This is a genomic window from Streptomyces sp. V4I23 (assembly GCF_030817975.1).
Taxonomy (GTDB): Bacteria; Actinomycetota; Actinomycetes; order Streptomycetales; family Streptomycetaceae; genus Streptomyces.
Genome location: NZ_JAUSZW010000004.1, coordinates 1,694,374 through 1,706,808, shown reverse-complemented (window position 1 = coordinate 1,706,808; position 12,435 = coordinate 1,694,374). Strand labels below are relative to the sequence as shown.

The 12,435-nt window shown below is 75.9% G+C and carries 12 protein-coding genes and 1 pseudogene; 10 read left to right on the top strand and 3 right to left on the bottom strand.

Annotated features, from left to right (window positions below):
* Window positions 1-6 precede the first annotated feature (6 nt).
* Together QFZ82_RS09910 and QFZ82_RS09905 are read left to right on the top strand one after the other, a co-directional pair.
* Window positions 7-1,197 (top strand): WD40 repeat domain-containing protein, encoded by a 1,191-nt coding sequence (locus QFZ82_RS09910; protein WP_307712806.1) that lies wholly within the window; start codon window positions 7-9, stop codon window positions 1,195-1,197.
* Window positions 1,198-1,259: 62 nt separating this feature from the next.
* A complete protein-coding gene (locus QFZ82_RS09905; protein WP_307712805.1) occupies window positions 1,260-1,625 on the top strand; it encodes a hypothetical protein in 366 nt (121 codons plus the stop codon).
* Window positions 1,626-1,634: 9 nt separating this feature from the next.
* On the opposite strand, the gene QFZ82_RS09900 is transcribed toward QFZ82_RS09905, so the two are convergent.
* The 3 genes from QFZ82_RS09900 to QFZ82_RS09890 all read right to left on the bottom strand — a co-directional run bounded on the left by QFZ82_RS09900 (window position 1,635) and on the right by QFZ82_RS09890 (window position 4,367).
* Complete coding sequence (locus QFZ82_RS09900; RefSeq protein WP_307712804.1) at window positions 1,635-2,147, bottom strand: protein phosphatase; 513 nt, start codon at window positions 2,145-2,147, stop codon at window positions 1,635-1,637.
* Entirely contained in the window at window positions 2,144-2,956 is an 813-nt protein-coding gene (locus QFZ82_RS09895) for a hypothetical protein (protein ID WP_307712803.1), read from the bottom strand. Before QFZ82_RS09895 ends, QFZ82_RS09900 begins: the two co-directional genes overlap by 4 nt.
* Before the next feature lie 100 nt (window positions 2,957-3,056).
* Window positions 3,057-4,367 (bottom strand): hypothetical protein, encoded by a 1,311-nt coding sequence (locus QFZ82_RS09890; RefSeq protein ID WP_307717680.1) that lies wholly within the window; start codon window positions 4,365-4,367, stop codon window positions 3,057-3,059.
* A gap of 102 nt (window positions 4,368-4,469) precedes the next feature.
* Between QFZ82_RS09890 and QFZ82_RS09885 the strand changes: the two genes are divergently transcribed.
* The 8 genes and pseudogenes from QFZ82_RS09885 (at window position 4,470) to QFZ82_RS09850 (ending at window position 12,430) form a co-directional block, all read left to right on the top strand.
* Window positions 4,470-5,450 carry an ABC transporter substrate-binding protein gene (locus tag QFZ82_RS09885; protein WP_307712802.1) on the top strand — a complete coding sequence of 327 codons (981 nt, stop codon included), beginning with the start codon at window positions 4,470-4,472 and terminating at the stop codon, window positions 5,448-5,450.
* Window positions 5,447-6,457: an iron ABC transporter permease gene (locus QFZ82_RS09880; protein WP_307712801.1), complete on the top strand. Its 1,011-nt coding sequence runs from the start codon at window positions 5,447-5,449 to the stop codon at window positions 6,455-6,457. The genes QFZ82_RS09885 and QFZ82_RS09880 overlap by 4 nt, the downstream gene beginning before the upstream one ends.
* Complete coding sequence (locus QFZ82_RS09875) at window positions 6,454-7,551, top strand: iron ABC transporter permease (protein WP_307712800.1); 1,098 nt, start codon at window positions 6,454-6,456, stop codon at window positions 7,549-7,551. The genes QFZ82_RS09880 and QFZ82_RS09875 overlap by 4 nt, the downstream gene beginning before the upstream one ends.
* 79 nt (window positions 7,552-7,630) lie before the next feature.
* Window positions 7,631-8,504 (top strand): annotated as a pseudogene (locus QFZ82_RS09870) (ABC transporter ATP-binding protein).
* A gap of 68 nt (window positions 8,505-8,572) precedes the next feature.
* Window positions 8,573-8,701, top strand: coding sequence for a streptamidine family RiPP (gene amiA, locus QFZ82_RS09865; protein WP_256355984.1), 129 nt, complete (start codon window positions 8,573-8,575; stop codon window positions 8,699-8,701).
* Between the two features lie 74 nt (window positions 8,702-8,775).
* A complete protein-coding gene (locus QFZ82_RS09860) occupies window positions 8,776-9,570 on the top strand; it encodes a hypothetical protein (protein ID WP_307712799.1) in 795 nt (264 codons plus the stop codon).
* The gene (locus tag QFZ82_RS09855) at window positions 9,567-11,063 is read left to right on the top strand and encodes a CocE/NonD family hydrolase (RefSeq protein WP_307712798.1); all 1,497 of its coding nucleotides are present in this window, start codon (window positions 9,567-9,569) and stop codon (window positions 11,061-11,063) included. The genes QFZ82_RS09860 and QFZ82_RS09855 overlap by 4 nt, the downstream gene beginning before the upstream one ends.
* Window positions 11,060-12,430 carry a YcaO-like family protein gene (locus QFZ82_RS09850; RefSeq protein ID WP_373429264.1) on the top strand — a complete coding sequence of 457 codons (1,371 nt, stop codon included), beginning with the start codon at window positions 11,060-11,062 and terminating at the stop codon, window positions 12,428-12,430. Before QFZ82_RS09855 ends, QFZ82_RS09850 begins: the two co-directional genes overlap by 4 nt.
* Window positions 12,431-12,435 lie beyond the last annotated feature (5 nt).

Sequence of the window (12,435 nt, the reverse complement as noted above, 5' to 3'; positions counted from 1 at the left end):
GCAGGCGTGCGCGGAACGGTATGGGCGGCGGCCAACCAGCTCGGCGTGGTCGCCGGCACCCCCGCGGAACTCCAGTCCGCCCTGCTGTCCGGAGCGCCGCGCACCCTGCGGCTCGGGCAGCCGGGCCAGGACCCGGCGGCCGTCGGCGAACTCGCCCGCATCCTGCGGGAGTTCGGCCATGTCCGGGTCGTCGTCGAGGAAGCCGCGGACAGCGGCCCGCCGCCCCGCGAACCGGTGGACCTCGCGGACCCGGCCGCCGTGTGCGCCGCCGAGCCGCTGGGGATCACGGCGGCGTACGAGAGGCACGGCGGTGCTTGCGGTGGGCTGCGGGCGGCCTGGCTGCGCGCGGGCCAGGCGCTGATACGCGACCAGGAACCGGCCGAACGCGCCCTGGCGCTGCTCGCCGCTCTGCCGGCCTCGGCCGGGCCGCACCTGCGCGCCGCCCTCACGGAACTGGCCGCCGGGGCCCGCTGGAGCGTCGTGTGGACGCGCGGCCCGGACGACACGGAACCGCCCTGGGCCGGTCCCGTCGCCGCGCTGACCGTCTCCGCGGGCAGACTGATGATCGCCGGACGCGACGGAGCCGTACGGCATCTGGACGCCGAGCCCCATACGGCGCCCCTGCCCGGCCGGGTCAGGGCGATGGCGGCGACGGGCGACGGCACCCTTCTGCTCCTCGACGAACGCGGCCGCCTGCACACTCGCGGCCCCGGCAGCCGGCTGACCGCAGCCGTCACCGCCACCCTCGCCGCCCACCCGGGCACGGCGCTCGCCGCGGCGGGCGACACCGTGCTGGTCGGCGACCGCGTGGGCTCCGTGCACGCCTTCGGACCCGCCGGGCTGCACCAGGCCGCACCGCACTCCGGCCGGGTCACCGCGCTCGCCGCGACCGGCACCCTCGTGTGCAGCGGCGGCGCGGACGGCGCCGTATGCCTGTGGACTCCCGGCAGCGCACCCCAGCCGGATCCGCTGACCGAGCGCGCCTGCCCCGTCGTCGCCCTGCACGCCGCGCCCACCGCGCGGGGCCCGGCCGTCGCGGTCGCCTGGGAGGACGGTCTCGTCGAACTGCACCACCCCGGACCGGGGGAGGCCCGGGCCTTCCGCCCGGGGCCCGCGATCCGCGCCGTCGCGGTCCTCCAGGAGGGCCAACTCGCCCTCGCAACGGACGAGATGCTCGTGGCACTGCGACCCGCGTGACCCTCCCCGAGGGCCCTGGACTAGCCTGTGCGGCCGTGCTGTCCACGAGCGAGGGGGGTTCGATGAACGGGGAGCTGCCGGAGACGCCGGAGTCGTCCATATCCGACGACGAATGGGCGAGGTTCCAGATCGAGAGCGAGGGGCCCGCCCGTCTCGCGGCCCCCAAGGAGCCGTCCGCGCGGGCGCGGATGGTGACCGAACGACTGCGCCGGGCCGACGAGGAGGCCGCGCGGCAGCAGGGCCGCGCGCGGCGCCTCGTGCGCAGGGGCAGGCCCGTACGGGCGCAGCCCGACGGATGGCGCGCCTGGCCCGGCCGCCAGACGCGCCAGCGGCGCAGCCGGGTGTGGACGTTCGTCTGGATCGCCGTCGCGGTCGGCGTGCTCGTGGTCCTGCTGAACCCCGCGGCTGCCCTGCCCTGGCTGGGGTGACCGGCGCGGTCAGTCGGGCGGCTCCAGACCGGACAGCAGCGAGGCGACATCCAGACCGGTCAGCAGGTACTGCTCGAAGGCCGGGTTGTGCAGCGCCCAGGACGAGCGGCGCAGCCTGACGCGGTCGATCGCGCCCTCGCTGTCGTGTCCCAGTTCGATCAGGGTCTGCGCGGCGACGAGGCCCGAGCGGTTGTAGCCGGAGTAACAGCGGACGAGGACCTTGCGGCGGGCCCGTACGGCGTCGGCCGCGACCTCCGCGACGCGGCGGACGCTGTCGATCTCGCCCGCCGTCAGCCAGTCGTCCGGGATGGGCACCACATGGTGCTCGACACCGGCGGCCGGGCCGTGGCCCTCGCGGGTCCACAGGCTGATGACCAGGTCGAACTCCCGCCCCACCACCACGTCCTGATGCGGGCGCACCCCGTCCGTCCAGACGTGGCCGCCCATCCACAGACCGGTGGTGATCTCGTCCCAGCGTGTCCGCGGCTCCGGGACGTCCCCTTCCCTGCGGCGCGTTCTCACGACGCGGCGGGCTCGGGACGGACGGGGGAGCCCTGTGGTGGCACCGCGGGCGACAACTGGGGGCTCAGCCACACCGGTACGCCGCCCAGCAGCCGGAACAGACGGCGCGCCTCCGCGCGCAGGCGCCCCGCCTCCGGCTCCGGCTCGCAGTCGGCGAGCCCCGCGAGCGCGGGCGCCGTACCGATCAGGTAGCCCAGTTCCTCGCGGATGCGCAGGCATTCCGCGAAGCCGTGCCGCGCCTGCGCCAACTCGCCCTCGCTCAGGGCGATCCCGGCGAGCTGCTGCCAGGTGAAGGACAGCAGCAGGGGGTCGTCGTGCGCGGCGGCTCCCGCATGGGCCCTCTCGTACGCGGCACGCGCCGCCTCCGGCGCGTCGGCGATGTGCTCGGCGACCAGCCCGCGCCGGAAGTCCAGCAGCGGGCGCCGCGGCGAGGAGGGCGCGAGCAGCGCCGTGGCCCGCCCGAGAGCGGAGCGTGCCTCGTCGGCCCGGTCCCGTACGCCGAGCCGGGTCGCCGCGTACGCCAGCCGGCCGCGCTCGCTCGCCGCGCCGCCGCGTTCCTCGTCGTCACCGGCAGCGGCCTCGGCGGTGCGCAGCGCGTCCTCGGCCTCGGCCCATCCGTCGCAGGTGAACAGGCAGCGCTCGACGAGGAGCCCGGCACGCTCCAGAGCCGCCGCCGGGTCCGCGGCGTGCGGCGCGAGGAGAGCCGCAGCGTCGGTCCAACAGCCGCGCGAACGCAGCCGCCATACCGCGGTCTGGAGAGGATCGTCACCTGCTGTGGTTCCGGAACCAGACATGGCGGTATGCGCCACTTGCCCTCCCCGAGCACGCCATTGAGCTGTTGAGTCAGACGGAATCTCAGCACGGATGGGCATGCGTGGCCAAGGGGTCGAGTGAATCAGTTCACAATCTTCAGCGGCCGACCGGGTCGCCGTGGGCGCCGGATCCGGGGGCGACCAGGGCGAGATGGCCCCCGTCGTTGAGCGGTGTCGGCACGGACAGCGTGGTGACCGGTGCGTTCGGCGCCGACGCGAAGTCGGCGTCAACGAGATGGATCTCGCCGTGGCCCCCACGAGTGACCGCCACGAGAGGAGATCCGGGTGACGCGGCGATCGCCCGGCGCTGCACCCCGTCCCACGGTGTCCCGCCCGGCCGGGGCGCGCCGTCCATGGCGGGCAGCGGCAGCCGGGTGGTGACGCGGGGCGTGGTCGTGTCCGTGGCGATCAGGACCAGTTCGTCGCCGTCCGGGTGGACCCGGGCGTACGCGACGTGGCGCGCGGACACGGCCAGCCGGAAGACGAGGCCGGGCCCGAGCGGCACCCGCCCCACCGCACCGGAGTCGAGGCCGTGCCACCACGCGTCGTTGGACCACTCGGGCCAGCGGCCCGGATCGGCGGGTCCGCCGCGCACACAGGACCACAGGACGCGGCGGGCGGGGTCGAGGCGCAGATAGTAGCCGCGGCCAGGGCCGCCCCATGGCAGCGGTTCCTCCATGACGAGGGACCCGCCCGCGCGGCGCGCGCGGTGCACCCCGGAGCCCGCTGCGGCGAAAACCCGACCGGTCAGCGGATCGTGGGCGTCGCCGTGGCCGTCGTCGTCGGCGAGCGGCAGATCGGCCGCGGGGGCGGCGGGCGGACAGGCGGGGGCGGCGGCCATCAGCTCGGCGTGCCGGTGGACGGTGAGCGAGCCGGGTTCTCGGTGGCGCAGGACGACCAGCGCGTCGCCGGATACGCGGCCGGGGCCGGCGTCCGTCGGCTCCGTGGAGTGCGCGGGGGCGGACGGGCCGAGCACGGTGACACCCGGTTCACCCGCGTCCGTGCGCACGCGCACCGCGCGTGGCCCGCCCGGCGCGGCGAGATCCACGGCGGTCAGCAGGTCGCTCCATGGTTCCTCGTTGCGCCCGAGGCCCGTCGTGACGGCGAGCAGCCGGCCGGTCGGGTCGGCGGCCAGGTGCTCGGCGGGGATCGCCACGGGCACGGTCGCCTCGACGAGCGGCCGTCCCGCGTCGGGGCCGTACGGGTCGAGGACCACGAGCTCGCCGGCGAGGTCGTCGACGAAGGCGGTCCGGTCGCCGGGGAGCGCGAGGAAGCCGGCGTGCTCGGCGAGGTGGCGGCCCTCGACCAGGCCCCGCTCGCGGCCGTCGGGAAGGTCCAGCAGCCGTACGCAGCCCGCCACTTGGTCGGCGACGAGCAGGCGAGGGGGCGCGGAGGCGGACTCGGTCATGGCGGTCTCCAGAGAGAGGGCGGCGTCCTTGTTGAGAATGATTATCATGTAGAACTCTGGGTGGCCGAGTCCGGCCGAACCGAACCGAGAGAGAAGAGTGCGATGTCGCACCGAGCGCTGAGGGCCGTCCGCCGCTGGGCCGCCGCCGCCGTCATGGGAGTCCTGCTGTCCGGCTGCGGAGCCGCCACCGGCGGCAGCGAGGACAAGCCGGCCGACGCGGGACCGAAGACCGAGGTGACGGTCGAGCCCATCACCGCCGCCAGGAAGATCACCGACGCCAAGGGCGTCACCGTCGCCACCGAGGAGCCGCCCGCCCGCGTCGTCTGCCTCGTCGCCCTGTGCGACGACATGCTGACCGAGCTCGGCATGAAGCCCGTGGCCACCAACTCCGGGCTGCTCGCGCATCCACGGTTCCTCGGCAAGGACGCGGCCGCCCGGATCCCCGTCGTGCCCGGCGGCTTCCTCAGCCCCGAGGCCGAGGCGATCCTGTCCCACAAGCCCGACCTCGTCATCGGTCTCGAGGACACCCACGGCAAGCTCGCGCCCGCGCTGAAGGGCGCCACCGTCTTCTGGCCCGTACAGCCGGCCACCTGGCAGGACAGCGTCGGGTACCTGCGTGACCTCGCCGCGCTCACCGGGCGCACCGCGCAGGGCGAGAAGGCGGAGCGGGCCTTCCGGCACAAGCTGGCCGACGCCGAGTCCGGCAGGAGCGCCGAGACGTCACTGATCGTCTTCGGCAGCGACGAGAACTTCGGCGTGGCCACCCCCGGCAACGACGTCGCCGCCGGGCTCTTCCCGAAGATCTCCGACTACCCGTGGCGGAGCCGTGGTGTCGAGGGCTCGTACAGCATGGAGGAGATCCTCGCGCGCGATGTCGACGTCCTGTTCGTCGAGACCCTGTCCTTCGGCGGGCCGGCCGAGGAGAAGCTGTCCGACAAGCTCGCCGAGAACCCCCTGTGGTCGCAGATTCCCGCGGTGAAGAACGGCAAGGTCTACGAGGTCGACTCCGAGGTGTGGGCCAAGGGACGCGGCACCCGCTCGCTCGGCGTCGTCCTCGACGAGGCGACGGCCAGGCTGAAGTGACCCGCCACGTCGTCGCCGCGTCGGGGCTGCTGGCCGTCGCGGCCCTGTGCGCGCTGTGCCTGGGCACCCCGTACGTGCCGCCGCACCAGCTGCCCGCGGCCTTCGACGGCGACACCCTGGCGGGCGTCGTCGTCACCGAACTGCGCCTGCCGAGGCTCGTCCTGGCGCTCGTCGCCGGGGCCTGCCTCGGCTCGGCGGGGCTCGTGCTCCAGGAGGCACTGCGCAATCCGCTCGCCGTCCCCGAGCTGCTCGGCGTCTCGTCGGGCGCCGCCCTCGGCGTCGCGGCGCCGCTCGTCCTCGCCCTGTCCGTGCCCCTCGCCCTCCAACCGCTGCTGGCACTCGCCGGAGCGGCGGCCGGAGGCGTACTGACCCTGCTCGCCGGCGGCTTCGGGCGCAGCCCGTCAGCGGTCCTGCTGACCGGGGCGGCCGTGGCGGCGGCGCTGCAGGCGGCGCTGCTCGTGCTGATGGTGCTGGCCGACCAGCTCGACCTGCAGCTGATCTACCGCTATCTGCTCGGCAGCCTGTCGGCCCGCACCTGGCACGACGTGGACGGGGTGTGGCCCTGGCTCGCCGTCGCGGCACCCGCGCTGGTGCTGAGCGCACCGGTGCTGTCGGTCCTGCGGCTCGGCGACGACGACGCGCAGGCGCTGGGCCTACGGGTACGGCGGGCCCGGCTCGCCGCGCTCGCCATCGCCGTGCTGCTCATCGCCCCGGTCGTCGCGGTCTGCGGGCCCGTCGCCTGGGCCGGATTCCTCGCGCCCCATCTGGCCCGTCGGCTGCGGCCGGGCTCGGACGCGGTCGGCTGGCTGCCGTGGTCGGCGGTGTGGGGCGCGGTGATGGTGGCCTGCGCAGACCTGCCCGCCCGGCTCGCCCTCGCCCCGATCGAGACCCCGGTCGGCGCGTGGACGGCTCTCCTGGGCGTTCCCGCGGGGGTCGCCCTGCTGAAGGCGCGCACCGGCACCCGGACACGGCGGCCTTCCACCGCCGAGGAGGTGGCGGACGCATGAGCCGCAACGGCACACCGGTCACGCCCGAACGCCCCGCCCGCGGCGAACAGCCGCCGCCAGAGCGGCCCGTACGGGCGCGGAGGACCGGCGGGTGGCCGCTCGCCCTGCTGGCGCTGGCGGTCGTCGTCGCCGGCTGCGCGGATCTCGTGGCCGGGCGGTCGCTCGGGCCGGCGGATGTGTGGCAGGCGCTCGGCGGCGGGGGAGAGACCACCGCACGGCATGTCGTCCTCCAACTCCGGCTGCCCCGTGCTCTGGTGGCGCTCGCCGCGGGCGCGAGCCTGGGTCTCGCGGGCATCGTGCTCCAGTCCGCGCTGCGCAACCCGCTCGCCGGGCCCGAGGTCACCGGCGTGACACCCGGGGCGGTGCTCGGCGCGGTGACCGCCACCGGACTCGGACTCGCCGGATGGCGTTCGCCGGAGGCCGTCGTGGCCGCGGCGTGCCTCGGCGGGTTCGCGGGCGCGGGCCTGCTGTGGCTGCTCGCCGGGCGGCAGAAGGCCGATCCGACGCAGACGGCCGTGCACGGAGTGCTGGTCTCCGCCGTCCTGTCCGGGCTGACGGCCATGGTGCTCCTGGTCGCCCCCGGCGAACTGGGCAGCGTCGTGCAGTGGCTCGTCGGTTCCACCGAGGGCCGGGTGTGGGACCACTGGCGCCTGCTGTGGCCCTGGGTGGCCGTGTGGGGAATCGCGGCCTGCGCGATGGCCGTACCGCTGACGATGCTGCGCTGCGGCGACGAACAGGCCGCGGCCGCGGGCCTGGCGACCGGGCGGGCCCGCGTGGCCGCCCTGGTGTGTGCCGTCGCCCTGACCGCGGGCGCCGTCTCGGCCGTCGGCGCCCTCGGGTTCGTCGGACTGCTCGTACCGCACCTGGCCTTCGCGCTGTTCGGTGCGGACCTGCGCCGGGCGCTGCCGGGAGCGGCCCTGCTCGGCGCGACGGTGGTGTGCGGGGCGGACGCGGGCTCGCAGTGGCTGTCCCGGGCGCTGGCAGCCGCGCTGGACATGGACCGGCTGAGCGTGCCGACGGGCGCGCTGACGACGTGTGCGGGCGCTGCCCTCCTGCTGCTGCTGGTGGCCCGCCGCGGCACGGCGGAGGGATGACCCGCGACGGACGCCCGGACGCGCGGCCTCCCGGCACCCGCCGACCGCACCTCTCGCGAACACGACTCATGGAGGACACATGACCACGACGGCCGGCGACCGGTCCCTGCCCCGCGACGCGACGTCCGGGAGCGGCACCCTGCGGGTCGAGGGCCTGCGCTTCGGATACCCGGGACGCGATGTCCTCGCCGGTGTCGATCTCGACGTCGGCGCCGGTGAGTCCGTCGCCCTCGTCGGCCTCAACGGCTGCGGCAAGAGCACCCTGCTCAGACTCTGCGCCGGGCTGCTGCGGCCCTCCGCGGGCCGGGTCCTCCTCGAAGGGGACGACCTCGCACGGCTCGGCCGGCGCTCCGCCGCCCGCCGTGTCGCGCTGCTGCACCAATCGGCACCGCCCGTCCCGGGGATGACGGTGCGTCAACTAGTGCGTCAGGGGCGGTACGCGGCGCGCGGCCCGCTCGGCATGCTCCGCGACGGCGACGACGCCGTCTGTATGCGGGCGCTGGCCGACGTGGGGGTGGCCGCGTGGGCCGATCGCCACGTCGACGCTCTGTCCGGCGGCGAGCGGCAGCGCGTACGGCTGGCGATGGCCCTGGCCCAGGACACGCGACTGCTGCTGCTCGACGAACCGACCACCTACCTCGACCTGCGGCACCAGCTGGAGGTGATGCGCACGGTCGCCCGGCTGCGCGAGGAGCGCGGCCTGACCGTCGTGATGGTGCTGCACGACCTCGGCCACGCGGCCCGGTTCGCCGACCGGATCGTCGCGCTGCGTTCGGGAGTCGTCGCGGCCGACGGGCCTCCCGCGGACGTCGTCACACCCGCGCTGCTCGCCGATGTGCTGGGCGTGGCGGGGCGGGTGGGGCGCGACCCGGTCGGCGGATGGCCGGTGTGTTACCCGGATCACCCTCTTCCCGACGACCGAAGCCTTGCGAAATGAAAATCATATTCATTAAGGTCTCTCGTGTGCCGCCGGGAGACCGGTGACACGGATCCGACCGTCGAACCGAACGGAGTTCAGATCATGGAGCAGCACAAGGTGTTCAGCCCGATCGCCGAGCAGGGCCAGCTCGCCCACCTGTCCGCCACCCACTCCAACGCGCTCGTCGAGAACCCCTTCGACGACGCCGTCGAGGCCGACAGCGACAAGTAAGTCCCGTATCGGGCCCGCCCGGAGCGCGATTCCGGGCGGGCCCGACCCGTCCACCGAAACACTCAGGAGACCACGTGTCCACCGCACGGCTCGCCCCCGGCGTCGCACTCGTCACCGTCCCCGGACAGGGCCTCGCGGTGCGAACCCCCGACGGGCAGTTCCTCCGCGTCGACACGCGCACCGCGGACCCTGCCGCGCTGGTGGCCCACCTGACGGGGACCACGGGCGACAGCCCGGCGCTCGAAGGCCTCACCGACGCCTTCGAGCAGGCCGGTTACCTCGCCCGGCCCGGCGGTTCCTCCCCCCGCCTGGCCGGGCGCACGGTCCTCGTCCTCGGCGACGAGCCCCTGACCGGCGCGATCACCCGTCTCGTACGCGCCGAAGGCGGCGAGGCGCGTGCGGCGCGGCCCGGCGAACTGCCGGCCGTCCAGGGGCCCGGCACCGCCGTCGCCTGGTGCCTCGACGCGCCGGTGCCGTCCGGCCTCTGGGACGACGCCGACCGGCTGCCCGCCCGAGGCGTCGCCTGGCTGCGCTGCCACCGCGAGGGCGCGACTGCCTGGCTCGAACCGCTCGCCGTCGGCCCCGGCGACGTGACCTCCGCGCACATCCGGCTGCGGCGGCTCGCCGCGACGCCCGCCCACCGCGAACTCGCCGCGTACTGGGCCGGTTCGTGCACCACCGACAACGGGCCCGCGCACAGCGCGGCGTCGGCCGCGCTGACCGCCGCCCTGCTCACCGCCGACCTCGTCGCCTGGGCCGCGGGCGCCGACGGCAGCCGGCGCCTGCTGCGCCGCGTCGACCTGCGGGACCTCGCCGTCACGGCGCACCCGGTCCTTCCGGTGCCCGACGTCGCCCCCGTCACCCGATGAGAACGACCGAGATCGCCGTCCCCGGTGCCCGGCTCGTCACCGACATCCAACTGCCCGACGGCGACGGGCCGTTCCCCGCCGTCGTACTGCGCACTCCCTACGACCGCCGGCGCCACCGTGCCGAGGCCCGCGGCTGGGCGGCGCGCGGCTTCGCCGCCGTGGTCCAGGACGTCCGCGGCCGGTACGCCTCCGGGGGCCAATGGCACCCGTACCGCGACGAGGCCACCGACGGCGCCGCCACGCTGCGGCGGATCCGGGACGAGGCGTGGTCCGACGGCCGGATCGTCGCGGCCGGCGCCTCGTACGCGGCTCACTGCGCACTGGCCGCGGCACGCGGGGACGACCCGGCCGGCCGCCCGGACGCCGTGATCGCCGCGGTCCCCGCACTCGGCCTCGCCGAGACGGCGCGCGAAGCCGGCGGCGTCGAGCGCCTGTCGGCCCGCGCCGGCTGGTGGGCCGCGCACGGCGACCGCCCTGACTCGGACGAGCGGGCCCTCGCCAAGGCCCTCGCGTCCGACCCCCGCTTGCTGGAACACCTCCCTCCGGCCACGCTCCCGTCCCGCCTCGGCCGGGACCTGCCGTCGTGGGGAGCGCTGTGGGAGGCGGTGTTCGACGCGCCGGACCCTGCCGCGCCCGGGCCCCGCGTGCCGCTGCTCGTCGTCGGCGGGACCAGGGACCCGTTCCTCGGCGACGCCGTACGGCTGTGGCAGCACTGGAGCGGAACCGCACGGCTCCTCCTCGGGCCGTGGGGACACGGGCTCACCGCCGAGCCCGGCCCCGAGGCGCGGCCCGGACACGCGATCGCCCTCGGCGAGCTCTACGTCCGCTGGGCGCGCGCCGCGCTCGACGGCACCCTGAGACCGGGACGGCACGGCGCGATCGCCCTCGGCGGCAGCGAGCACTGGTACGCCGCCGACACCCCCTCGCGCCCCTCCGCCCGGGACTTCGGCTCCCCGGCCGGGCTGCGGCTCCTGCACGGCGAGCACTTCACCGCCGACCCCCACCGCCCCGTGCGCAGTGACGAGTTGGGCATCGACACCGGCGGGCCGGCCGACCGCGCGGTCCTCGTCACCCCACCCCTGCCCCGCCCGCTCGACCTCCTCGGCAGCGCCGGGGTCCAGCTGCGCGCCACCGCCGACACCACCAGCGCCGACTGGGCCGTACGCGTCGTCGCGCTCGACCCCGACGGTCGCGCGGACCCCCTCGCGGTCGGCGTCGTCCGGCGCGCCGACCCCCCGGGTGCCGACGCCCGCTTCCCCGTCCCGCTCGGCCCGCTGGCCCGCCGACTGCCCGCCGGGACCCGGCTGCGCGTCGAGATCGCCGGGCACCACTTCCCCGCGCACGCCCGCAACCCGCACACCGGCGAGGACCCCGTGCACGCCACCCGGCTGACCGCCTCCCGGCGCACCGTGCGGACGACGGGCAGCACGCTGCTGCTGCCCGTCGCCGACGGCCGCCACCCCGTGGACCCCGTAGAGGAGACATGCACGTGACCAGCAGCCCGCTCTCCCCCGAGGCGCTCGTCGACCCCGTCTGCGGGCTGATACGCGGAGTCGAGGCCGTGCCGCATCCCACCGGCGCCCCGCCCCGCTACACCGCCGTGACCGCCGACGTCTCCGACGCCCGCCGCTTCGGCGCATGGCCCGCCGACCGGGTGTCGCTCGGCACCACGTTCGGCGACCCGGCCGGTGCGCGGATCGCCGCCGTCGCCGAGGCCGTCGAGCGCTACTGCGGCAACCGGCTGCCCCCGCCCGGGCACCGGGACGCCCCCCGCCGGGCCACGGCCGCCGAACTCCTCGCCGAGGGCCGCACGCTCTACGGCCCCGGTGACCTCCCGGCCTACGCCGACTGGCAGTACGCCCGCCCCCGGTTCGCCTACCACCCCCTCACGGAGGACACGCCCGCGCTGTGGACCCGGGCCCGGGAGAACGGCGAGGAGGTGTGGGCGCCCGTAGCCCTGACCCATCTCAACTGGCGGCAGGGCGAATGGAAGCAGCTGCCCCGCACGCACCACCTCAACTACGCGGGCATCGCGACCGGCCAGGGCTTCGACGACGCCGTCGAACGCGGCCTCCTCGAAGTCGTCGAACGCGACGCGCTCGAACTGTGGTGGCACCTCGACGGCCCCACCCGCGGCATCGACCCCGCCTCCGTGCCCGGCCTCACCCACGACCTCGCGGGCTGCGATCTCGAGGTGTCGATCGTGGAGATGCCCTCCGAGCTCGCGCCCTGCATGGCCGCACTCGTGCACGACCGGGCACGCGGCATCCACGCCGCCGGCTTCGCCTGCCGCTACGACCCCGCGGAAGCGGCCCGCAAGGCCGTCCTGGAAGCCGTCCACACCTGGGTCTTCACTCAGGGCGCCACCGATGCGGACGGATGGGTCTTCCGCGCCGTCGACGCCGGGATGCTCGCCCGCGGGCTCTACCTCGACCACCGGGCCGACCGCCGCTACCTCGACGACTGCGGGACCGACTTCGCGGCCGTACGGGACCTCGGCGCGCATGTGCAGGTGTGGCTCGACCCGCGGATGGCGCCGCTCGCCGCCCGGTTCACCCGGCCGGCGCTCGGTGTCGTACCCGTCGACGGGGTGGCGGCGGGCAGCCGGGCCGCACTGGACGAGCGCCTCGCGGCGGGCGGTCACCGGGTCATCACGCTGGACCTGACCACGGAGGACGTCGCACAGACGCCGCTGCGGGTGGCCCGCGTGCTCGTCTCCGGCCTCGTCCCCAACGCGCCCGCCGCCTTCGGCTACTTCGGCGCCCCGCGCTTCGCGCAGGCCGCGCTGGAACGCGGCTGGCGCGAGGAAGCACCCGTCGGGCCGGGCGACTTCACCCTCGCACCGCCCCCGCACATGTGAGGCCG